Raw genomic sequence first — 20,969 nt, 5'->3', positions numbered from 1 at the left:
GAAGCGTGCTTTTACCTTACGTAAGGTCAAGCGCAGAACTGACGAGTCAACGCCTCCCACTGGCGGCGGGTGACGTCACGATCTTCGGCAACCATCCAGTATGAATTTTCCGACGGAAGCACCGCATCTGACAGGCGCGCAAGCCGTCCGGCGTCGATCGCGCCCTGCACCAAGGGCAACGAGGCCAGCAATACGCCCGCCCCAGCCTCGGCCGCCGACAGCGCAGCGGTGAACGTGTCAAATCGCAGCAAGGGCACCGGCGTCGGCGCGTCTCCGGTTGCCTGCGCCCAGTCATGCCATCCCAGACGGGGGCCAGACAGGCCAAGGCGTGGAAGATCCTGCCACCCCCCCTGCCCCGCTGACTTCAACACGGCAGGCGATGCCACCGGAGTCAGCGCCTCGTCATACAGCCGCGCGCGCCGGGCGACGTCCCAATCGCCGTTTCCATAGCGAATGCGAATGCCCGCTGCCCCCGGCCCATCCTCGGACGCCAGAACCTGCGTCTTGAAGCTCAACTCCACCTCGTGGCCCAGTGACAGCCCTGCCACCCGCGGCGCGATCCACAATTGCAGCACCGATGCGCTGGCCCAAACCGTCACCCGTTGTCGTTGAATGCCAAACAGCTCTTCCGAGCTTTGGCGCAACGTCCCCAGCGCGTGCGTGACGTAAGGAAGCCACGCCTCCCCCTCGACCGACAGAATGACGCCGCGTGGTTGGCGGATGAACAGGGTCGCACCCAATCGCGCCTCAAGATTGCCGATCCGTTGGCTGATCGCGGCCTGTGTCAGGCCGGTGTCCGCCGCCGCTGCGGTGAAACTGCCCGTGCGCCCCGCGGCCTCGAACGCACGGACCCAGTCCAGAGGCAGATTTGAAAGCGGGGTGCCTGGCATAAACTATTCCGAGTCTCAGGGGCGTTTTATCTAAATTGTGCTTATCTATTAATCCGGTCACCATGTCACCCAAATTCACCCAGCGAACGGACACACCATGCTTGATGCAACAACAGATCCGACAGGCCAGATCCTGACCCTGACCAACCCCGATGGCCGCCACCGGTTCCACGCCATGTGGCTGCGCGACAATGCGTGGGATGCCGACACCCGTGCGCCGGGCAATGGCCAGCGCCTGATCGCGCTGCGCGACATTCCCGCCGATACACATATCACCGGCATCTCGGTGACCGGCGCACAAATCGACGTCACCTTCGGCCCGGAAGACAAAACCATCGCCTTCGACGCGGATTGGCTGTTGCAACATGCCTATGACCGCCCTGCCCCGGTGGCGAAAGGCTGGGTTTCTGCCGGGATAGAGCCTTGGGACGCCCGGCTGATAAACACGGTTCCAGTCGGCAATTTCGCCGAGATGGCCCAAAACAAGCACGCCTTGCGCGACTGGCTGGCGCTGGTCAACCGCTACGGCTTTGGCAAGCTTGAGAACGGCCCGGTCGAGGATGGCGCCCTGTTCAAGGTGGTCGATCTGTTCGGCTACGTGCGCGAAACCAACTATGGCCGCAAGTTCGAGGTCCGGACCGAGGTGAACCCCACCAACCTCGCCTTCACCGGGCTGGGGCTTCAGGCCCATACCGATAACCCCTATCGCGACCCGGTGCCGTCGGTTCAGGTGCTCTATTGTCTTGAAAGCTCGGCCGCCGGTGGCGAGAATATGGTTGTCGACGGATTTGCCTGTGCCCAGCGTCTGCGCGACGAAAACCCTGACTATTTCACCGCGCTGTCGTCCTTTTGCGCCCGGTTTGAATATGCGGGTGAAGATGGCGTTTGCCTGACATCGCGCCGCCCAATGATCGAACTTGCACCTGATGGCGAACTGGTCGCGGTGCGGTTCAATAATCGTTCGCTTGCCGCCATCACCGATGTGCCGTTCGACCAGATGCAGACCTATTATGCCGCCTATCGCCGTTTGGGCGAAATCATTGATGATCCAGCGATGGAGGTGACATTCCGGCTGGAACCCGGAGAGGCCTTCGTCGTCGACAACACCCGCGTTCTGCACGCCCGCAAGGCCTATTCCGGCACCGGCACACGTTGGCTTCAGGGCTGCTATTCCGACAAGGACGGGCTACGATCAACCTACGCCGCCATGTGCCGCGCAGACAGTTTGGAGGCCGCGGAATGAAACCCGATATCGACAAGCTGACCCCCGACAACATCGTCGACTTCATTGGCGGTATTTTTGAACGTCGGGGCGGCGAAGAATATCTGGGCGAGCCCGTGACGATGGCCGAACACATGCTGCAAGGTGCGACCATCGCTGAACAAAACGGGCAGAGCGAGGAAATCATCGTCGGCGCGCTTTTGCACGACATCGGCCATTTCACATCCGAATTCGGAACCTATCACCCCGATGATACCGAGGACCGCCACCACGAAGATGCCGGTGCCGAAGTGCTGGAGCAGTTCTTCCCCAGCGTGATCACCGATTGCGTGCGCTTCCACGTCGCGGCGAAACGCTATCTTTGTGCCACCAAACCCGCGTATTTCAAACGGCTCAGCGCGGCCTCGGCGCACACGCTGGAGCTTCAGGGCGGACCCATGTCTGCTGAGGAAGTCGCGGCGTTCGAGAAAAACCCAAACCTCGAACAAATCATCGCGGTGCGCTACCTGGACGAAGCGGGAAAACGCGACGATATGGAGACGCCGGATTACTGGCACTTCGCCCCGATGGTGCAGAGGATGGTTGATAGGCATGTATCAGGGGGTTAGGCCCCTGCCCTGTCGGGTGTCGTTGAAAATATTCGCAGCGCATCACGCGATCACGGCTGAAGCTTTGGATTTCGGCACTATGTCCGCGGTGCGCGCGAAACCACTGTTCGCCCGTTGTCGATGAATGTCCAACTCACGTGGATGAGGCGTTCTGGAAAACCTTGAACTGGGCTGCGAATGCCCGCTGATAGGCCGGTCGGGCCTCTGCACGGGCGATGTAGTCCATGAACACCTGATAATCTTCGAGGATCCCTGACCCTTCCAGCCTGCGGATCGCATGGACCATGAGGATGTCAGCGGCGCTGAACGAGCCAGCCAACCAATCTGCGTCCTTCATGGCGGCGGCGAGTTGATCCAACCGCGTCCTGATCCGCGCGTCCACCATCGCAAAGCGCTCCGCCTGCCGGCTCTTGTCGGCTTCGAAGTATTTCACTTGGTCGCGCTCCACAATTGGGGGGTCTGATCCGGCTGGGGGCGGAATCGTATCATAAGCTTGTTTGGTCATGATTTTGGCCATCTGTATTCGCCTGTGAGCAGGATATGCGCCCATCCGAGCGGCGAGATATGCGCCAGAAGCTCTGGCGAACAGTTCAACCCGGCCTTTTGGCGCTGTTTTACGGCCTCACCGAGTTGGGCTGTGTTCCAATAAATGATCACAGCAGCAAGGAGATTGAGACCTGCCATTCTATAGTGCTGGCCTTCTGCGGTCCGGTCCCTGATCTCTCCTTGGCGACCAATGCGCAATGCATTCTTCAGGGCGTGATGCGCCTCACCTTTGTTCAAACCAATCTGTGCACGACGCTGCATGTCCGCATCGAGCAGCCAATCAATGATGAACAGAGTGCGTTCGATGCGGCCGATCTCCCGAAGGGCGACGGCCAGTTCGTGCTGACGTGGATACGACGCAAACTTTCGCAAAAGCTGGCTTGGTGGCATTATCCCGGCGACCATGGTGGCGGCACTTCTCAAAATATCAGGCCAATTCTCGATGATGGTATTTTCTCTGATCTTGCCGCCAATCAAACTTTTCAGCTCTTTGGGTGCGTCGGCGGGATCAAAGACATAGAGCCGCTTTGATGGCAAATCCCGGATGCGGGGAATGAAGCGATACGCCAAAAGCGAAGTCACGGCAAAAACATGATCTGTGAAGCCGCCGGTATCAGCGTATTGCTCTTTGATCTTCTTGCCGGTTGCATTCATCAGCAAACCATCAAGGATGTAGGGTGCCTCCCCCACAGTAGCGGGGATATTCTGCGTGGCAAATGGCCCGAATTGATCCGAGACGTGGGTGTAGGCTTTCAGCCCGGGATCGTTGCCATATTTGGCATTGATAAGGTTCATCGCCTCGCCCTGACGGGTGGCCGGGAAGAATTGGCCGTCGCTGGAAGCGGTTATGCCAGCACCCCAAAACTGCGACATTGGCAATGCTGATTGCGCTTCGATCACCATGGCGAGTGCCCGATTGATTGCATCACTTTCTATGTGCCACCGTGATATACGCGAGAGCTGGAAGTATTCATGTGTATTGGACGCCTCTGCCATTTTGCTCAGCCCCAGATTCAAGCCCTCCGCCAGCAGAACATTCAAAAGTCCAACCTTATCTTTGCATGGAACACCAGTTCGCAAATGCGTAAAGGCGTCTGTAAACCCGGTAGCATTATCAACATCCAGCAGGAGATCTGTGATGCGAACTTCGGGAATTCGCCGATACAAATCCAATACCAACTGATCTGCTTCAGCAGGTACATCGGCTGTCAATCTATCGAGCTTGAGAGTGCCATTTTCGATTGATCCGCCGGGGATCGTCCCGTTTCTGGCAGCATGTGCCAAGCGCTCAAGCCCATCGTGCAAACGGGCCTTGCGGTCATCCAGCCATTCATTCGGCTCAAATGGGATACTTAAGCGTGGCGTATTTTGCGCGGCAGCGAGGGGTACTAAGGCTTGTTTCAAGTCAGCGTATCGCCGCGAGTGTGGCAACCAGATATCACCGGATCGGAATGCATCGCGCATGTGGAACAGGACGGCTACTTCCCATAATCGGTGGGGATCGGCCTTCTGCGACTGAAGGTGGCGATGCCATTTGGAATTCCGCCGCAGGAATGTTGTTGGTTGGCTAGCACTGCTCTTACCGGTGCGGACAATTTGAGCCGCTTCCAGTAGCGGCTGTGCGATAGGCGCTGCCTTGATTTCTAGAGCGGACAGCATTTTTGGCGCATACCGCCGGAAGCGGTGAAAGCCCTGTGCCACATGGGCCAACGGCTCAGCAGCCATCGTATCTGTTAGATGCGTTGCGGTGGCGACAAGCTGTTCTAGAGCATCCCATCCATCTACAGCAAGAATGGCATCTTCAAGCGGCGCGTCATCTTCCTTTGCTCCAAGCAGAGCCGATCCAAGATTGGAAAAGCCATGCAGGGTTGTTTTCAAGGCCGTCTTTGAATCTGCAAATTGCGTGTTGCAGAGTTTCTTTGCATCTCGCCAGGCTTTCCCAACCACCCGATCATGAGATTCTACAATTGCGTCGGCAATGGCCGCAGACCATTCAACAGCACAAACAGCGATGATCGCCAGTCGTCGATTGCTGGTGATATCACGCAGCCCGTCGGTAAAGTACCGCTCGCCTTGGCGGCGCAAGCGTGTGATCCGGTGGGGTGGGACATCTTCGAGAAGATCAGGGGACAATTTGAGTTCCCGCAGAAACTCCAGACGATCCAATAGACGGTTGATATCTGCAGAGTTGTTACCGACTTCGAATTGGCGCAGCCAGACAAATCGGCTGACGCGACCTTCAACGTCTTCTGTCAGCATTTCGTCCAGTCTGGTTCTGATGGAGTCGCACAATCGATCCACAATGCGGGCTTCAATACGGCGTTCAGCCTCAACCAGGGCATCGGCACACAATCTTTCGACAGAAGAGACAGCAGGCACGATAATCTGTTTTTTACGACATTCCTCAACAAACCTGCGTGCTAAATCCTCGTTGGATTTTGCACCCTCCGCTTCATTTTCAAGCCAAGTCGTCAGATCCCGCGCGCCTCGCCCAGTGAACATTTTGTAGCCGTAGATATCTCTCAGATCGATCAGATGCCGCCGCCGCGTCACTTCGGTTTCAGCGTATCCCGCCAAATTAATGCCCATCACACCAATCTGTGCGGCTACAAAATCGGCCATTTCTAGCGGAATAATCTCACCAGAATTCAGCAGGCGTCCTGGGTATCTGAATGCGCAAAGCTGAAGTGCAAACCCGAGCTTGTTGTGGGCGCTGCGTCGTTTACGGATAAGTTCAATATCGTCATCATCCAACGTGTAGTGCCGCAACAATGAAGCTTCATCAGTCGGCAAGTCGAAAAGAGCAGCACGGGTACGGTCCGTTAATATCTGGCGTCTTGGCATTTCAAATTGTCCTTGTTAATCACTTGTCTGTTTGAGACAATATTGACGCCAGCAAAAACAAGGACTTGCAAGGCCAAATTCCAAGGGGGTTCAATTGGGACAACGCGCCGCCATCTATGCCAGGGTTTCTACGTCCGATCAGTCCTGCGAACGGCAAGTGGATGAACTGACGGCTTTTGCCGAGCGTGGTGGCTATGAAGTCGTGGACACCTTCAAGGAAACCGCATCCGGTACCAAGTCGAACCGCACTGAGCGCAACAAAATTATTAAGCTGGCACAAGCGCGCAAGATTGATGCCATCCTTGTTTCCGAACTCAGCCGGTGGGGGCGCTCAACGCAAGACTTGCTGGAATCGCTAGATCAGTTGGCGGGATGGAAAGTGTCGGTCGTAGCCATGAGCGGAATGACCTTCGAGTTGGGCACACCACATGGCCGGATGATGGCAACGATGCTGGCCGGGATCGCCCAGTTTGAACGCGATCTTCTAAGCGAACGAGTCAAATCCGGCCTTGCCGCAGCCCGGGCGAGAGGCAAGAAGCTCGGCCGACAACCTGGTCAACGCCCAAAATCCGACAAGCTCGCCCCAAAAGTCATTCAGGCTGTCGGCGAAGGTCGCTCCTACCGATGGATCGCCCACGATCTCGGCATTTCCAAGAATACCGTCACCGACATTATGAAAAGACATCGGCAATCATCGTGACGCCGATAGGCCCACCATCGCAACAACGGACATTCAGATTTCATGCGGCGAAAGAGGAAAACGAGCCCTTAATGACCGATGCTGCAGAGTTGATGAATGGCAGCTTCGGTGAACGCAGTTCATTCAAATTGAACGATCAATTTCATCTAACGCAAACCCGATGGCAGTGCCTCCAACGCGGCATCATTTCGGTTGATAAGCCCAGAGCATTAAGCGCGCCCGTTTCGCGGGGCTGAGGCCTACCGAATCCGATTCACTAGGAGGAACAGAGGCCATGTGTTTGGGTTTCGTGCCGTGCGGCGCTCATGACCCACCAAGGACGGCACCGATCTCCTGCATCAGCGCCGCTAACGCCCCCGGTTCGATCGGCAGATGCGAGCCAGATGGAAGAAGCACAAAGCGCTTCTCGCTCGAAATCTTCTCGAACGTCCCCAAGCTTTCATTTGGCGGCGTCCATTCGTCTGCCCGGGGATGAACCAGAACTAGCGGGCATGGCAGATCAGGAAGCGTGAAGCGGAAGGCATGGGTGGTGCGCCAGAACCGGAGTGGTAGCCAACGCGCGCCCAAAAGCGCATCGGTCTGAAAATACTCGGTCATCTTTTCGTTTGCGCTCATGGCTTCAAGCGGCGCCGCGATGTTTAGTGGGAGAGAAAGGCGATCCATGATCCATGGCATAAGGCGAGCGGAAAACAGGCTTAGCCAGCCAAGCACGCGCCAACGAGCCGCCCTAACAAAGGTGCCCGGATCAGACAGATCAAGGAGGGTGGTCGCGACGACTGCAAGGGGTGGCTGTCGCATTACCTGGGCCGCATATAGGGCGGTTAGGCCACCCATTGACGCGCCGATAAGGACAACCGGCTTGTCCTGTCGATCTGCCAGTTCGGCGAGAACAGCGGGCCATGCCTCATAGTTACCGCGCCAGTCCGACGCTGGGCGCGTGATGCCAAATCCCGGAAGGTCGGGTGCCAGAACACGCCAGCCCATCTTGGCGATGCTTTGTGCAAAGGGTGCCAGCACACGTCCGTTGCCGCCGCCGCCATGCACAAGTATCACGGTGCCGTGGCTGGCGGGTGTTGGCGGGGCCACGCTGGCATCGAGGCATGCTGTCCACTCGTCGATGTGGATGTCGTGTCCAAGGACTTCGTCCCAGCGTTCGTTCGGCTCGCAATCGATCACGAGGTCGAACTCGGACCGGAGGATGGCTCTGTAATTGTGCCACGATGAGTGATCGCGATAAGATTCCATTACTAGATGTTCAGCCCTCGCTTGCGTCTCGTTCAACACATCCCAATTAAGCTGATAACTGCTGCGTCTGAGAGGATATTGGCACGCAACAAGCCGACATTCGAGACATAACAACGAACTCACACTTCGTCCCGCTCCTGAGACATAGACGAACCAGCCGTGGACGGCAGGTTTCGGTGATCTCGACACAGCTTGCGTCAATCTATGTGTCAAAAAGGTCGAACAGGTGCTTCATTCAGATTTCGAGCGACCTAAACTCAATGGGTTAGCAGGTGCCCAAGGGTCAAACTATCTGTCACTCCGCACTCTTGTGAATGGCCACATAGTTTGACCCCTATGGCCACATAGATTGTCTTTTTCTGGCAGAGTCCCTGACCCTTTCGGGCGAAGCGGACCTTCATGCGTCGCGCGGCGAAGGTGTCGGGAGAGCCCCAAAGGAACTGATGCTGCTCGACGCACGAATGTCAGATTCGGCGATTTCCTCGATTTAGTCGGGGAGTTCCGCACCATGAAAGTTGAACATCTCTAAATTGCCGATTGACGCTTTCAGACGTGAGGCACAGTTTTTTAACGCGTTACGGAAAGACACCATCTCGGGTTCAAGTTCTCGACCGCGTTCACACACGAACCAAAATTGCGATTGCGGGCAAACTGCTGTGTTGAAAGGCGAGATAAGCCGACCTGACGCAACATGCTCTAATGCCGCGAAATAGCCCCCAATCGCAATGTAGGGGTCAATTGCCGGAGGGGGCAGTATCCTACGCTAAGGAATCATGGCCTTGCAACCAGACTAACGTTCGCAGGATCTTTGGAGCAGAGCCTCTTTATGATATGATCCTGCCCTTTTCCGAACCCACCCCTCGGGTAGCCGCTGTCGCCACTGTCTGCCAATCCGTGTGCTTGAATCTGAAGGTCGAAGACCGCCAAACATATGAGCTTTCAAGCATCCTACGGAGCATGAAAACGAGCTTCAAATCCAGTTTCAAAACCAGGAATTGGGGAGTATAAATCAAGTTTCCCTCCACATTGTCGGGCGATTGTTTTGGCAATGTGGAGGCCAATACCAAAGCCTTCTTCGGAGGCCTTCGATTTATGGTGTCGCTGGGTCAGGAATGCCAATGTGGCCTGATCTATGACCGATCCTTCGTTTTGGATCCGAAGACACCCGTCCGCCTCCAACAATATTGTCACGCTCGAATGGGCAGGCGAGTGTTGAAACGCATTGTCGATTAGATTGCCTGCGAGAATGGCAAACGCATCGGGATCAACGGCGGCGTACACCGCTGTTTCAGGCAATGTCACCTTCAACCTTGAGGATCGATCAGTACTCCGTCGAGATTCTTCCAAAACATGATCCAACAGGTCGCGTATATCGCAATCCTCTGACGCTAACCCAACACCAGCATCAGCACGGGCCAATTGCAAAAGGCGGGCAACTAGACGGCTCATTCGAGTTAGAGCTGCCTCAATTCGGTCGACCTTATCTAAGGCGTCACCTTTGGCGTTTAGGCGCAGTCGCTGGGTTTGGGCCAATGCGATGGCCACAGGTGTCCGTAATTCGTGTGCCGCATTGGTGGCAAAGGCGCGTTCGCCATCCAATGCTTGCTGTAGCCTAATCATCAGAGCGTTTGTGCTTGCCGTAATTCCTCGGAGTTCCTCATGTTGCCCCGCTGCGTCAATTGGATCCAGACGCCCTTCGCCGCGCGCCGCAATTTCTGTTTGCAGGCGTTCGATGGGCTGGAGAGAGACGCGCGCTATCCAGCCTACAAGCACATAAACAAGGGGGAGAAGAGCCAACATTGGTACGAGAAAGGCCCGAAAGCTGTCGCGATAGGCTTCCTTTCGTTCCAAAATCGGGTCACCAAATATCGCAACAAGGCCCGTATCATCTGGTTCTGTTGCATAAAAAACGTGGGTTTTGGTGGCTATATATCCCGGCATTATTACACCTTGCGGAAGTACCGCGCCTTCGGAACTTGGTGAACTCAGAAGGACTTTACCGGTATTGTCGACTAGCACATACACAGGGGCCTCATCCACCTCTTCTAGGTCTGCTGGCGGCAATACAGTTGCCTTACCTTCGTCTCTCCAATGCTTGGCCAATACCGGTCTGAAAACCTCTGCCATTTCGCGGAGTTGAAGATTTAGGAGCTCTTCTTGTTCCCACTTGAGAGCCGTCGCCGTCGCCACCACTGCCAAGAACCAAATCGCCGCAAAACCTGCGCTGGTTAGTAACGCGACCCGGCGTGATAGGCTGCCCGCGGCAATCATGCTCGCCCCATCCTGTAACCAAAACCTCGTACAGTCTCAATTGTCGAACGGCCTAATTTAGACCTCAAACGACTAACATGAACTTCGATCGCATTGCTTTCGACCTCTTGCCCAAAATCATAGACTACGTCTTCTAGCTCAGCTTTTGTGACCGTGATACCCGGCCTACGACTGATACGGTCCAGGATCGCCCACTCCCTTCGGGTCAACGAAATTTTCTGGGCGTCGAGCATTACGATACGAGTAGATGGAGTGATACTTAGTCGCCCAAAGCATCGTTGGGGCGAATGGTCATTATCGGAGCGGCGAAGAATGGCGGTAATCCGGGCAAGCATCTCATCTAGATCATAGGGTTTGACAAGGTAATCATCGGCCCCGGCTTCAAGCCCTGATATTCGTTCGGTGATCCGGTCAAAGGCCGTGCCAATCAGCACAGGCGTCTTGTCGTTGTTGTTGCGCAGTTTTTTTAACAGCGAAAGCCCATTGCCATCAGGTAGTCGCAAATCCAACAGGATTAGCGCGTATTGCATTGCTTGGACCGCAGCCAGCGCTTCGTCCAGCGTTGCCGCGTGGTCCACGGCATGGGCAGCATCACGCAAGTGATCGGTGATCGCATGCGCAAGGTCTTCCTCATCTTCGACCAAAAGTATTCGCATCCACAATCGCTCCGAGATTTTGGTCAGAATACCCTAACCGTAAGCAAACCGTAAGGTCGCTCGTTGATTGGTTTCGTGTTGAACGCCGTTACGGGACACGAATCAAATGACAAGCACAACACTCTGGATTGGCATAGGCTTTCTCGGGCAGATCCTCTTCACATCCCGCTTTCTTGTACAATGGATCGCAAGCGAGCGGCGGAGAGAAAGCGTCGTCCCAGTGGCGTTTTGGTGGTTCAGCCTGATGGGTGGCGTTACGCTTTTGAGCTACGCGATTTGGCGGCAAGACCCAGTGTTTATCATGGGTCAAGGCGCTGGCTTAATTATCTATATCCGGAACCTCGTTTTGATCCGAAGCAAGCGGCGGGAGGCCAAGGCATGAGCCGCTACAACGGTATGCTTGCTGTTCTGGGCTTCGCTCTGATTGCTGTCGCGGGTGTTTTACTTCGACCGATGCTGCCCGTCGATGAAACACGTTACCTCGCCGTTGCGTGGGAAATGTGGAACAGCGGCGACTATTTGGTGCCTACGAAAAATTTCGAGATCTACAGCCATAAGCCGCCAGTCCTTTTTTGGGCTATCAACCTTGTTTGGTCGATCACAGGCGTTTCAGAAATTGCCGGACGCCTTGTCGGCCCGTCATTTGCAGTCATAGCAATCTTGCTGACAGGACGGCTCGCCAAAGTGCTCTGGCCCGATGAAGCAGGAATAAGCGGGCGCGCGATGCTTGCGCTTTCGGGTATGCTGGCTTTCACGCTTTATGGCGGGTTGACGATGTTTGACGCCGCGCTGACAGCGACAACTGTCGGCGGCATGCTCGCGATTGTTGCTGCGATCGAGACCAAGAAGCGGCGCTATTGGGCTGGTTTGGGCATTGCGTTGGCGGCAGGTGGGTTGGTCAAAGGCCCAGTCATTTTTGTTCACCTCCTCCCTGCGCTGGCGTTACTGCCATTGAGCCCGGGGGATCGTTGGAATGTGACGTGGAAAGAGCTTGGACGTGGCGCCTTGATTGCGCTTGGCACAGGTATTGCTGTGGTCGGATTTTGGGTTGTACCAGCTAGTATTTCCGGCGGGGCGGAGTACCGCGACGCTATTTTGTGGACTCAGAGTGCAGGGAGGGTTTCGAACTCGTTTGCCCACGCAAAACCGTGGTGGTTCTTCATTGCCCTTCTGCCAGTCTTGCTGTTTCCTTGGATCGCTATGCCGGCACTTTGGCTGTCGGGCCGCAAGCAGAATTGGCGCGATCCCGGACTTTGGATCAGCTTGGTTTGGGCAACTTCGGCACTTGTCATATTCAGTTTGATTAGCGGCAAACAACTGCACTACCTAATCCCTGAATTGGCAGCGGCAAGTCTGATTGTCGCTCGGGTTTTGCCGGAACGCGCGTCTGTGCTGGCTCCAGCGGTGATCTTCGTAATCTTGGCACTTGCGGGTATCGCAGTAACCGCAGGCTTCGTGCCGCTTGGGCGGATTGATCCGCTGTTTGAACCAAAGTCCATGGCTCTGGCTTGGGCGCTTTTCATGATCGCGATGTGCCTTATTGCATTACGCGCCAAAGGATTGCGCGGTGGTGTCATTCTATCGCTAAGTGTAGTTTTCGCATCCAATGTGTTTGTTGGCCTCACGAGAACGCACCCAACGTTTGACTCACATAAGTTCGCGGCCGTGATGTCACCGTTCAAACAAGACGGTATCGCAAGCTATGGTTGGAATTATCAAGCTGAATTCAATTTCGCGGCGCGATTGACCTCACCCGTCGAAATTCTGAACGGCCGCGATGAACTCTCTCAATGGCAGACCGATCATCCCAACGGCGTCATCATCTCACGATTGGATCAAGAAAACCCTTCGTGGAGGGCACACAAGATCATTCTTTACCGCAATAAACCATATGCAATCTGGCGCGTTATGGATGCGCCGAAACCGGAGCCTTCGTCATGACCAGTCAACCAGACATTAGCGTCGTTATTCCTGCAAAGGACGAGATCGTTGCCATTCAACCACTCGTCGAAGAGATTGGGCAAGTACTCGGGAATTTAAGTTTTGAAGTAATCGTGGTTGACGACGGCTCGACTGATGGGACACCCGACGCCTTAGTCGTGCTCGAGCAAAAGTTCACGTGGCTATCCTCGCTTCGAAACGACACATCTTGCGGACAATCGGCATCCATTCGACTAGGCGTACGCAGCGCCAGCGGCAATATCATCGTTACTCTAGATGGCGATGGTCAAAACCCACCCGATCAAATACCTGCCGTGCTCGCGCCATTTGAAAATGACGAGAACGTTGCACTTGGTCTTGTCCAAGGCGAACGCACCCGACGCAAAGACACTATGGCAAAACGGTTCGCCTCGCGCGCTGCTAACTCAATTCGTGGGACTCTTTTGCGCGATGGCGTTCGAGATTCCGGCTGTGGGCTTAAGGCCTTCCGCCGTGAAGCCTATTTTGATCTTCCTTGGTTCGACCATATCCATCGCTTTATGCCTGCGATGATGATGCGAGAGGGATGGCATGTGCAAACTGTTCCTGTCACCCATTCCGATCGCCATGGAGGTGTTTCAAAGTACGGGAACCTGTCACGTGCACTTGTTGGAGTGCCTGATCTGTTGGGCGCTGCATGGCTCATACGTCGCGCTGGTCCACCACGCCATGGGCAGCCGGTGAAGAAGAAGAAAGCCAATCAAGTTCAAGATGCCAGTACTCCTCGCGTGGAGAAAGTACCTTCTTGATGACGTTCAATGACACTTTGCGATGGCTCGAGTGGCTTGCTATTGCAACACTACTTGCGGCGGCGTTCTTTATTGCATTTCCGGATCTAGACTTAGATGTGAGCCTTAGATTTGGGGATGTTTCTGGCTTCCATCTAAGCGAATCTCGAGTACTGAATTTGGCGCGATCAGGTATGCTCTGGCTTTGTAATGGACCAATTGCCGTCGTCCTTTTTATTGCTATTGTCAGCGTTTTCGTTCGACGCGCACGACTTTTTAAAACGAGGGCCTTGCTTTTTATCCTTACGACCTATGCTGTCGTTCCGGGCATTTTGGTTAACGGCTTACTGAAAAGAAATTCTGGGCGCGCTCGACCAAGAAACATCGAAGAATTCGGGGGGGATGCTGTATTTACGCCGGTCTTAAGATATGCGGATCAGTGCGAGATTAACTGTAGTTTTGTCTCCGCAGAGGCCAGCGCTATATTTACAGTAGCAATCCTTGCCATCACGGTTTTCGTACCCTCTCTAACCAAGGCGATGCAATCCCCGGTAAGACTATTGTTCCTCATGATTGCCATTGTCGGATCGTTTTTGCGTGTTCCGTTTGGGGCTCACTTCATCAGCGACGTCGTTTTTGCGGCTCTCTTTTCCAGCATGGCTGTCATGAGCCTCTATTCCGTCTTCGGGATGCACCGGATTGGTTCCCCGTTTTTGCGGGTTAGCTCCAGAACCGAATACGAAGCTTTCTCTAGGCAAAGTCACACAATCTGACACGCCATTCGGAGCGCTGCACATGTCGGAATACTCAGTTTTCTTATGTTGAGTTAGCCATCGCCAGATGGTCGGCTGTGTTCAAACGAACCCCCAAGCAACGAAAAGTATGGGACGGTCTCCAGAGACAAGCTTCAATGGCCGGTTCGGTTAAATGTGCTTCACTGCCAAATGAGCCACGCTGCTAGCGTGAGTGTTTGCTGCGCAAGCACTCGCCGCGTCAGCAAAAGGCGGCTTTGTCCCGCACTGCAGTCGTCGGCACAGATCGCAGCGAAGGGCTGCATTGCCTTATGATACGAATCCGCCCCCAGCCGGATCAGACCCCATTGGTGGCTCGACGGTGTTCAAGGCTGCAAACATCCAACTCAACACCGTGGCCCGCGCCACCTCATTGTCAGGCAGCAGACCAGAGTTGTTCTGGGCGATATGAAGAACGATGGCGCCTGACTCGAACAGAGATATATCTCCGTCTTCATAGGTGGGAATCTGACCGAAGGGTTGAAGGCCGAGATGCGGCGCCTGTTTCATGTCTTCGAACGTAACGAGGCGCGCATCGTAGGGCTGCCCGACCTCCTCCAGCGCCCATCGGATGCGCAGGTCGCGGGCAAGCCCGGCACCCTTGTCGGGTGAAGCTTCGAATGCCGTTATCGTTGGCCTCTCAGCCGATGGCCGTGTCATGCGATGGCCGCTTCCAGCGCGGCGATATCGATCTTCTTCATCGGCATTACCGCTTCGAACGCCCGCTTCGCCTTTTCGCCGTCCGCACCGGTCGTCAGGTCCAGCAGCAGTCTCGGCGTGATCTGCCAGGAATGGCCCCAGCGGTCCTTGCACCAGCCGCATTGACTTTCTTGCCCGCCATTGCTGACGATCGCATTCCAGTAGCGGTCGGTTTCCTCCTGACCCTCGGTGATGACCATGAAGGACACCGCCTCGTTCGGGGTGAAGACCGGCCCGCCATTAAGGCCGACAAACTTGCGGCCGAGCACGGTGAACTCCACTGTCAGCTCGTCGCCTTGCCTGCCACCGGGATAGTCAGCGGCGGCTTTGTTGAGCCTGTCGACGGAACTGTCGGGAAAAGTCGCGGCGTAGAATTCCGCCGCCTTGGAGGCTTCGCCATGGTCGTACCAGAGGCAGGTTACGAGGTCGGTCATTGCATATCTCCTGAGATGCGGTCAGTTCGCAGTGGCGGTGCGGGCTTTCAGCAAACGATCGAGCCGGTCGAAACATGATCTCATGCCGTCCTCCATGCCCATGTCTCTGACCGACTGCATCGCCTCGGTACTTTCGTAACTCGCCACGATCTGAACCACAGTGCGGGACGCGGTGTCCTCGAAGGTGACATCCCAGACCGACACCGGCATGTCGTCGTTCACGGCGCCTGTCTCGTCACTAAAGGCGTCCCGCGCGCGGTAGCTGTCGGTCGGGTCGATCGTCTCATAGTCGAACCGGGCCCAGTATTCATTGCCGTCGGGGTCGATCATGGCAAAGTGCCAGTGCCCACCCTCGCGGAACTCCATCGATTTCGTTCGGGCCGTCAGGGGGTCGGGCGCGAACCATTGGTCTAGCAACTCGGCCTTGGTGTAGCAGTCCCAGACAAGTTCCTTGGGCGCGTCGAAGCTGCGCCGGATGGTCAGCTGGTTCGTCTGCATGTCGGCCGTAATGTTAAGGGGAAGATCGGCGGTCATGTTGTCTGTCCTTTCAGTGTCTCTAGAAGCGCGTCGAGCTTTTGATACCGCGACGCCCAGCCCTTGCGTTGGTCGATGAGCCATTGCTCCACCTCGGCGTAACGCGCGGGGTTGATCTCGCAGGTCCGAACCCGGCCTTCCTTGCGGGTGATGATCAGGCCCGCGTTTTCCAGCGTTCTGATATGCTTCATGAACGGCGGCAGGGCCATGTCGAACGGGGCCGACAGATCGCTGACCGATGCCGGACCCTGCCCCAATTGCCGAAGCACGGCGCGACGGGTGGGGTCGGCGAAGGCGAGAAAGACGGTATCGAGGTTAGGGCTATTGTTATCCATGAGGGTAACTATAGTCCGAATCGTTACTTACCGCAAGGGGTAAGTGTTTCCGTGGCTGCAATACCATCTGCGATTTGCGCTCCGGCGCACATCAATGCCTGATCACAACCTCCCCTACGCTTCCATCCACGGATTGGCAGGCGTAAAGTATTCGCGCGCGGAAATGCGTGTCGACATAATCTGCATGAAACCGGCTGGGCGCCTTTAGGATCAGTTTAGCACCTTCTCGGGCCTCTCGCGTCAACGCGCGGAACCATGCGTTGAACAGGGTCTGATCTTCGGTGTGCAGCAGGGTCTGGACCGTTGACCACTCGGTTCCGTCGGACATGTCAGGTGGCGGCGCATCGGTGCCCCCTGCCCCGCCACGTAACGCGCCGACCGGCAAGGGCACGACATTGTCGTCCTTGGCCTCGTCCCGCGTCATTCGCTGTTCATAGTCGGGGCCGATCGCTGCCCAATGGTCGCGTGTGGTGCGCAGGATCTTCTCGATATCCATCTGATACTGTGTCACCCGCCCCCGCGCACCTTGCCGCTTGACGACCAGCCAACCCATCGCGCGCAGCTTCGCCATCTCGCGTTTCACGGTGCGTTCATCGACAGACCACAGTCGCGCGATTTCGCGCTGACCGACGGTCAGTTCGTTCCGGACCCAGTTGTAACGCGCTGTGACCAATGTCATCAGCCGCAACACCAACCGTTGCGGACCCTTCCCTTCGGCTAAGGCATAGGCGCCCATTGCCGTGAGTAGATCATATTTCAACGCGGCCGCATGACGACCCGTTGCCCTGAGCTGCTGCATACCGCCCTCGGTTTGCCTGTTTTGCCCGCATTCGCGGCTGCCTTGATCCCGGAACATGTCCGGCCCGGATCGTTGCCCGGATGTCTTATCATTTTCCGAATCTGGCGTTCGGTCTTTGGAAGGCAGTTTACGTCGAACTCAACGCTTTTGCCAACACTGTTACGATTTGCGTCCTTGGGTGCGATTCTGTCAAGCCCCTTGCCAAAAAGACCCCTAAACCTTTTCAAATCAAAAAAGAAAAAGGGTTTATTGGTATAGGGGGACACTCAGAATGTCCCCTAATGCAAGATAAATGTCCCCTATTGCATTTGAATAGCATATCTTGTGTCCCCTCTTTCAGGCAAGATTGCGGGTAAATCATGGGAAATCGTTTAAAAACAACGCTGTCCCCTTGGGGCGGTGTTTGGCCGCGCAATTCAGAATTCCCTTTTGCAATTATCCCGAATTCCGCGTAAATCAGAAAGAGAAGATAATTTACGTCCTATAAGAGCAGGAGTCAGGATGTTTACCCACGAAGATTTGGCGCAATTGCAGGCACAATCGCTCAAAATGCAGGGATGGATCAGGCAGCAGACCTATTCCCCAGAGATGGAGAAAACGCTGCGCAGGTTCTCATCTTGGGAAGTGGCCGAGCTGATCTTTAAGGTCAACCAGTCCACCTTGCGCGGGCGTCTTGCCGCTGACCCGTCCCTGCCGCAAGGGCTGGTCGAAGGTGATGGGCGGCAGCGCTGGTATACGTTGGAAGAGATCAACGAACTGCGCCGCCGCCTTCGCATCAATCGGAAATCCATGATGCCGCCCCGCCCCGCCGGCAAGCGTGCGATCCGGGCCGCCGTCGCAAATTTCAAAGGTGGCGCGGGTAAATCGACCGTCGCGCTGCATTTCGCGCACGCCGCCGCTTTGGATGGCTATCGCGTGCTGTGTGTGGATTTCGATCCGCAAGCGACGCTGAGCCATTCCATGGGACTGACCGACGTGGCCGAGGAATACACCGTGTGGGGCGTCATGGCGCGCGATTTGATACACGAGACGCAGCGGATGAACTCGGCGGTGGCGGGTGCCGAAAGCGGAACCGCCCTGCCCCAACGCCGCCTGCCCTCTGCGATCACCGATATGGGCCTGTCCGACCTTCGCAATTCGGATTTCATCAAGCCGACCTGCTGGCCGACCATCGACATCATTCCCAGCTGCGCCAACGCGGCGTTTGTCGAATTTGCCTCGGCCCAGTATCGCCATGTGAACCCGGAATGGTCGTTCTTCGCGGCGGTGTCTCGGTTCCTGGATGGGTTGGCGGATGACGCTTATGACATGATCGTTTTCGACTGCCCCCCTGCAATTGGCTATCAATCCATGAATGCGGTGTTCGCGGCGGACGTGCTCTATATCCCGTCGGGCCCGGGCTATTGGGAGTATGACAGCACAACGTCCTTCATCGGTCAGTTGTCCGAGGCGCTGGAGGATCTGGCGCGTTTCACCAATTCTGTCCCCGCGGGGACAATGTCCCTTCCCAAGGTGTTCGCTGACATCCGCTTTCTGTTGACCCGCTACGAAGCGTCCAACGAATTACACCGTGCGATGCGGACGGCTTTTGGTAAGGTTTTTGGGGAAAGACTGGCAGATCACCCGATCGAGATGACGCGCGCTGTTGAACAATCCGGCCGCTTCCTCAGTTCGATCTACGAAATTGATTACCGCGATATGACGCGGGAAACCTGGCGTCGCGCGCGGGGGTCATTTGACACCGCGTATGAGGAATTCAGGGACAACCTGCTGACCGCCTGGGACAAGCTGGAGGATAGAGCATGAGCAAACGTCGCGTTTTTGACATCGACTTCCCGGACGCAGAACCGCCGGCAGCAGAGCCTGCACCCACGTCTGAACCCAGACGCGGGCCGATGGCGGCCGCCATCTCGGAAAACGCTGCTGCATTGGAGGAGCGCAAGGCGGTCGAAGCCTCGATCCGTGCTGAAAATGACCGGTTGGCACATGAACATGTTCGGCTGAAAAAAGAGGGGCTGATCACCGATCTCATCCCGCTATCCGCCATTCGCGCAGACAAGCTGACCCGGGACCGCAAGCCGGGGCGGGACGAGGATCTGGACGAACTGAAAGCCTCGATCCGTGCTGTAGGGCTGTCAAACCCGATCCGGGTCGAGCAGGTGGGTGAGGGGGTCTATGAGCTGGTTCAGGGTTTCCGTCGCCTGACGGCTTTTCAGGAGCTTCTCGATGAAACGGGCGACGAGGCCTATGCCCGCATTCCTGCTGGTCTTATGGCCCATGGTGAAGAGCTGGAGCTGCTCTATCGGCGCATGGTTGATGAAAACCTGGTGCGTCGCGACATATCGTTTGCTGAGATGGCCCAGCTTGCACGCGGCTATATTGCTGATCCGGAGACCTCCGCGCAGGACGCGGATGAGGCACTATTGGCCTTGTTTGGGTCTTTGTCACGGCAGAAGCGAAGCTACATCAAGCATTTCATGGTGCTGCTGGATGCCATCGGATCACACCTGAAATTTCCCGAAGCGATTCCGCGGGCGTTGGGCCTTTCGCTTGAAAAGCGACTGGTGTCGGAACCCGGTGCGCCCGCCAAGGTCAGGTCCGCTTTGGCAGCCGCCCTGGTGTCGACCCCGGATGCGGAACTGGCGGTGCTGCGTGAGCATGTGTCCCCGGCGCCTGTGCCAAAGAAGGCGGCTCAGCCAAAGCCGACCGGAGCGGCCAAAACCACATTCCGACAGGATGTCAAAGGGGGCACCGTGCGCTGTGCGGCGTCCGAGGGCCGGATCGAAATGCGCATTGCCCGCGACTTTTCCAATGTTGACCGTCATCGTCTGGAAGAAGCGGTCAAAGCGTTCTTTCGCGAGCTGGATGGCTAGGTCTGTCCCCGCGGGGACAACCGGGCGGGGGTGTCATCTTGCATTGGGGTAGGGGTGTAATATATACTCCTATCTTATACGTATTATGCAGGAGGGCATGATGGGTCGCGTAAAGGTAAACCTGACACTCGACGCGGACGTGGCGGACACCGCCCGTGAACTTGGTCTGAACATGTCCCGTCTGGCCGAAGCCGCAATTTCCGAGGCCGCGAAGATCGAGCGCAATCGCAAGTGGCGAGAGGACAACCAAGCCGCCATCACCAGCTATGCCGAAGAGGTGGCCCGCGACGGGTTGCCGCTGGCAAAGTTCCGCAGCTTCTGAGCGCGGACCGTCATGGCGCAGTTTGACCTATATCGCCTGAGCAGCGGACAGCCTGTCGTGGACTTGCAAACCGACCTGATCGGGATCGACGCCTCGCGCATCGTGGCCCCATTGCGTGAGGCTGGGCAGTTCACTGCGTTCCCTGGTTTGACGCCCGTAGTGACGATCGACGGCGCCCGTTGGATCGTCCGGGTGCAGGAGCTTGCCGCCATTCCCGGCGCCGAGCTGCACCAACCCATCGGATCGCTGGAGGAGCACAGGGATGCCCTGAAACGCGCGTTGGATATCCTGATCGACGGTATATGAGGTGGGGCAGGGGCTATGTCTGATAATGCAAACTTATTGGACATAAGTGCGATCATCATCATGCGGCGCTTATTGCGATCAGATTAGATAAAAAGCGCCGTGGGAGATGTGAGTTGAGGCGCAACATAGCAACCAGCCAGCATCTCGGACGACCTGACAACCCTATCGCAATTGCCATCATGGGTC

The 20,969-nt window shown here is 56.2% G+C and carries 22 protein-coding genes; 11 read left to right on the top strand and 11 right to left on the bottom strand.

The window, feature by feature from the left end; translation table 11 throughout:
• Nucleotides 1-26: 26 nt before the first annotated feature.
• On the bottom strand, nt 27-890 hold the full coding sequence (locus J3R80_RS13875) for a LysR family transcriptional regulator (protein ID WP_275394380.1): 864 nt from the start codon (nt 888-890) through the stop codon (nt 27-29).
• 97 nt (nt 891-987) lie between these two features.
• On the opposite strand from J3R80_RS13875, the gene J3R80_RS13870 reads away from it, so the two are divergent.
• Both J3R80_RS13870 and J3R80_RS13865 read left to right on the top strand, forming a co-directional pair.
• Complete coding sequence (locus J3R80_RS13870) at nt 988-2,133, top strand: TauD/TfdA family dioxygenase (RefSeq protein WP_275394379.1); 1,146 nt, start codon at nt 988-990, stop codon at nt 2,131-2,133.
• Nucleotides 2,130-2,720 carry an HD domain-containing protein gene (locus J3R80_RS13865; RefSeq protein ID WP_275394378.1) on the top strand — a complete coding sequence of 197 codons (591 nt, stop codon included), beginning with the start codon at nt 2,130-2,132 and terminating at the stop codon, nt 2,718-2,720. Before J3R80_RS13870 ends, J3R80_RS13865 begins: the two co-directional genes overlap by 4 nt.
• 133 nt (nt 2,721-2,853) lie before the next feature.
• On the opposite strand, the gene J3R80_RS13860 is transcribed toward J3R80_RS13865, so the two are convergent.
• Both J3R80_RS13860 and J3R80_RS13855 read right to left on the bottom strand, forming a co-directional pair.
• Complete coding sequence (locus J3R80_RS13860) at nt 2,854-3,237, bottom strand: hypothetical protein (RefSeq protein WP_275394377.1); 384 nt, start codon at nt 3,235-3,237, stop codon at nt 2,854-2,856.
• The gene (locus J3R80_RS13855) at nt 3,222-6,110 is read right to left on the bottom strand and encodes a Tn3 family transposase (protein WP_275394376.1); all 2,889 of its coding nucleotides are present in this window, start codon (nt 6,108-6,110) and stop codon (nt 3,222-3,224) included. The genes J3R80_RS13860 and J3R80_RS13855 overlap by 16 nt, the downstream gene beginning before the upstream one ends.
• A gap of 94 nt (nt 6,111-6,204) precedes the next feature.
• Between J3R80_RS13855 and J3R80_RS13850 the strand changes: the two genes are divergently transcribed.
• Complete coding sequence (locus tag J3R80_RS13850; RefSeq protein WP_275394375.1) at nt 6,205-6,810, top strand: recombinase family protein; 606 nt, start codon at nt 6,205-6,207, stop codon at nt 6,808-6,810.
• A 303-nt stretch (nt 6,811-7,113) separates the two neighbouring features.
• Here the strand turns inward: J3R80_RS13850 and J3R80_RS13845 are convergent, their stop codons facing one another.
• The 3 genes from J3R80_RS13845 to J3R80_RS13835 form a co-directional block, all read right to left on the bottom strand.
• Nucleotides 7,114-8,055 (bottom strand): alpha/beta fold hydrolase, encoded by a 942-nt coding sequence (locus tag J3R80_RS13845; protein WP_275394374.1) that lies wholly within the window; start codon nt 8,053-8,055, stop codon nt 7,114-7,116.
• A 948-nt stretch (nt 8,056-9,003) separates the two neighbouring features.
• Complete coding sequence (locus J3R80_RS13840) at nt 9,004-10,326, bottom strand: HAMP domain-containing sensor histidine kinase (RefSeq protein WP_275394373.1); 1,323 nt, start codon at nt 10,324-10,326, stop codon at nt 9,004-9,006.
• On the bottom strand, nt 10,323-10,982 hold the full coding sequence (locus J3R80_RS13835) for a response regulator transcription factor (protein WP_275394372.1): 660 nt from the start codon (nt 10,980-10,982) through the stop codon (nt 10,323-10,325). The genes J3R80_RS13840 and J3R80_RS13835 overlap by 4 nt, the downstream gene beginning before the upstream one ends.
• Before the next feature lie 106 nt (nt 10,983-11,088).
• Here J3R80_RS13835 and J3R80_RS13830 point away from each other — a divergent pair, with 106 nt between their 5' ends.
• The 4 genes from J3R80_RS13830 to J3R80_RS13815 are packed head-to-tail and all read left to right on the top strand — an operon-like array spanning nt 11,089 to nt 14,463.
• On the top strand, nt 11,089-11,364 hold the full coding sequence (locus J3R80_RS13830; RefSeq protein WP_275394371.1) for a lipid-A-disaccharide synthase N-terminal domain-containing protein: 276 nt from the start codon (nt 11,089-11,091) through the stop codon (nt 11,362-11,364).
• A complete protein-coding gene (locus J3R80_RS13825; RefSeq protein ID WP_275394370.1) occupies nt 11,361-12,923 on the top strand; it encodes a glycosyltransferase family 39 protein in 1,563 nt (520 codons plus the stop codon). The genes J3R80_RS13830 and J3R80_RS13825 overlap by 4 nt, the downstream gene beginning before the upstream one ends.
• Nucleotides 12,920-13,711, top strand: a complete 792-nt coding sequence (locus J3R80_RS13820) for a glycosyltransferase family 2 protein (protein WP_275394369.1) — start codon at nt 12,920-12,922, stop codon at nt 13,709-13,711. The genes J3R80_RS13825 and J3R80_RS13820 overlap by 4 nt, the downstream gene beginning before the upstream one ends.
• The gene (locus tag J3R80_RS13815) at nt 13,711-14,463 is read left to right on the top strand and encodes a phosphatase PAP2 family protein (protein WP_275394368.1); all 753 of its coding nucleotides are present in this window, start codon (nt 13,711-13,713) and stop codon (nt 14,461-14,463) included. The genes J3R80_RS13820 and J3R80_RS13815 overlap by 1 nt, the downstream gene beginning before the upstream one ends.
• A 288-nt stretch (nt 14,464-14,751) precedes the next feature.
• On the opposite strand, the gene J3R80_RS13810 is transcribed toward J3R80_RS13815, so the two are convergent.
• The 5 genes from J3R80_RS13810 to J3R80_RS13790 all read right to left on the bottom strand — a co-directional run bounded on the left by J3R80_RS13810 (nt 14,752) and on the right by J3R80_RS13790 (nt 17,282).
• Nucleotides 14,752-15,141, bottom strand: a complete 390-nt coding sequence (locus J3R80_RS13810; protein WP_275394367.1) for a glutathione S-transferase N-terminal domain-containing protein — start codon at nt 15,139-15,141, stop codon at nt 14,752-14,754.
• On the bottom strand, nt 15,138-15,614 hold the full coding sequence (locus J3R80_RS13805; RefSeq protein ID WP_275394366.1) for a VOC family protein: 477 nt from the start codon (nt 15,612-15,614) through the stop codon (nt 15,138-15,140). Before J3R80_RS13805 ends, J3R80_RS13810 begins: the two co-directional genes overlap by 4 nt.
• A 21-nt stretch (nt 15,615-15,635) precedes the next feature.
• Nucleotides 15,636-16,148 carry an SRPBCC domain-containing protein gene (locus J3R80_RS13800; protein ID WP_275394365.1) on the bottom strand — a complete coding sequence of 171 codons (513 nt, stop codon included), beginning with the start codon at nt 16,146-16,148 and terminating at the stop codon, nt 15,636-15,638.
• A complete protein-coding gene (locus tag J3R80_RS13795) occupies nt 16,145-16,483 on the bottom strand; it encodes a metalloregulator ArsR/SmtB family transcription factor (protein ID WP_275394364.1) in 339 nt (112 codons plus the stop codon). The genes J3R80_RS13800 and J3R80_RS13795 overlap by 4 nt, the downstream gene beginning before the upstream one ends.
• Nucleotides 16,484-16,574: 91 nt before the next feature.
• On the bottom strand, nt 16,575-17,282 hold the full coding sequence (locus J3R80_RS13790) for a DnaA N-terminal domain-containing protein (protein WP_275394531.1): 708 nt from the start codon (nt 17,280-17,282) through the stop codon (nt 16,575-16,577).
• Between the two features lie 501 nt (nt 17,283-17,783).
• On the opposite strand from J3R80_RS13790, the gene J3R80_RS13785 reads away from it, so the two are divergent.
• From J3R80_RS13785 to J3R80_RS13770, 4 genes are all read left to right on the top strand, one after another.
• On the top strand, nt 17,784-19,088 hold the full coding sequence (locus J3R80_RS13785) for an AAA family ATPase (RefSeq protein ID WP_275394363.1): 1,305 nt from the start codon (nt 17,784-17,786) through the stop codon (nt 19,086-19,088).
• Nucleotides 19,085-20,155: a ParB N-terminal domain-containing protein gene (locus tag J3R80_RS13780; protein ID WP_275394362.1), complete on the top strand. Its 1,071-nt coding sequence runs from the start codon at nt 19,085-19,087 to the stop codon at nt 20,153-20,155. Before J3R80_RS13785 ends, J3R80_RS13780 begins: the two co-directional genes overlap by 4 nt.
• A gap of 100 nt (nt 20,156-20,255) precedes the next feature.
• Nucleotides 20,256-20,477: a type II toxin-antitoxin system CcdA family antitoxin gene (locus J3R80_RS13775; RefSeq protein ID WP_275394361.1), complete on the top strand. Its 222-nt coding sequence runs from the start codon at nt 20,256-20,258 to the stop codon at nt 20,475-20,477.
• Nucleotides 20,478-20,489: 12 nt separating this feature from the next.
• Nucleotides 20,490-20,783, top strand: a complete 294-nt coding sequence (locus tag J3R80_RS13770) for a CcdB family protein (protein ID WP_275394360.1) — start codon at nt 20,490-20,492, stop codon at nt 20,781-20,783.
• Nucleotides 20,784-20,969 lie beyond the last annotated feature (186 nt).

Origin of the sequence: Aliiroseovarius sp. Z3, from assembly GCF_029105185.1 — a bacterium.
Classification (GTDB): domain Bacteria; phylum Pseudomonadota; class Alphaproteobacteria; order Rhodobacterales; family Rhodobacteraceae; genus Aliiroseovarius.
The sequence above is the reverse complement of the archived record's forward strand: the minus strand, read 5'-3'. Positions and strand labels throughout refer to the sequence as shown.

Coding starts and splice junctions, on each gene's coding strand:
- J3R80_RS13825 (WP_275394370.1), top strand. CDS start 11,361: ATGAGCCGCTACAACGGTATGCTTGCTGTTCTGGGCTTCGCTCTGATT.
- J3R80_RS13775 (WP_275394361.1), top strand. CDS start 20,256: ATGGGTCGCGTAAAGGTAAACCTGACACTCGACGCGGACGTGGCGGAC.
- J3R80_RS13790 (WP_275394531.1), bottom strand. CDS start 17,282: ATGCAGCAGCTCAGGGCAACGGGTCGTCATGCGGCCGCGTTGAAATAT.
- J3R80_RS13795 (WP_275394364.1), bottom strand. CDS start 16,483: ATGGATAACAATAGCCCTAACCTCGATACCGTCTTTCTCGCCTTCGCC.
- J3R80_RS13805 (WP_275394366.1), bottom strand. CDS start 15,614: ATGACCGACCTCGTAACCTGCCTCTGGTACGACCATGGCGAAGCCTCC.
- J3R80_RS13820 (WP_275394369.1), top strand. CDS start 12,920: ATGACCAGTCAACCAGACATTAGCGTCGTTATTCCTGCAAAGGACGAG.
- J3R80_RS13830 (WP_275394371.1), top strand. CDS start 11,089: ATGACAAGCACAACACTCTGGATTGGCATAGGCTTTCTCGGGCAGATC.
- J3R80_RS13835 (WP_275394372.1), bottom strand. CDS start 10,982: ATGCGAATACTTTTGGTCGAAGATGAGGAAGACCTTGCGCATGCGATC.
- J3R80_RS13865 (WP_275394378.1), top strand. CDS start 2,130: ATGAAACCCGATATCGACAAGCTGACCCCCGACAACATCGTCGACTTC.
- J3R80_RS13845 (WP_275394374.1), bottom strand. CDS start 8,055: ATGGAATCTTATCGCGATCACTCATCGTGGCACAATTACAGAGCCATC.
- J3R80_RS13870 (WP_275394379.1), top strand. CDS start 988: ATGCTTGATGCAACAACAGATCCGACAGGCCAGATCCTGACCCTGACC.
- J3R80_RS13855 (WP_275394376.1), bottom strand. CDS start 6,110: ATGCCAAGACGCCAGATATTAACGGACCGTACCCGTGCTGCTCTTTTC.
- J3R80_RS13860 (WP_275394377.1), bottom strand. CDS start 3,237: ATGGCCAAAATCATGACCAAACAAGCTTATGATACGATTCCGCCCCCA.
- J3R80_RS13770 (WP_275394360.1), top strand. CDS start 20,490: ATGGCGCAGTTTGACCTATATCGCCTGAGCAGCGGACAGCCTGTCGTG.
- J3R80_RS13875 (WP_275394380.1), bottom strand. CDS start 890: ATGCCAGGCACCCCGCTTTCAAATCTGCCTCTGGACTGGGTCCGTGCG.
- J3R80_RS13840 (WP_275394373.1), bottom strand. CDS start 10,326: ATGATTGCCGCGGGCAGCCTATCACGCCGGGTCGCGTTACTAACCAGC.
- J3R80_RS13785 (WP_275394363.1), top strand. CDS start 17,784: ATGTTTACCCACGAAGATTTGGCGCAATTGCAGGCACAATCGCTCAAA.
- J3R80_RS13815 (WP_275394368.1), top strand. CDS start 13,711: ATGACGTTCAATGACACTTTGCGATGGCTCGAGTGGCTTGCTATTGCA.
- J3R80_RS13780 (WP_275394362.1), top strand. CDS start 19,085: ATGAGCAAACGTCGCGTTTTTGACATCGACTTCCCGGACGCAGAACCG.
- J3R80_RS13800 (WP_275394365.1), bottom strand. CDS start 16,148: ATGACCGCCGATCTTCCCCTTAACATTACGGCCGACATGCAGACGAAC.
- J3R80_RS13810 (WP_275394367.1), bottom strand. CDS start 15,141: ATGACACGGCCATCGGCTGAGAGGCCAACGATAACGGCATTCGAAGCT.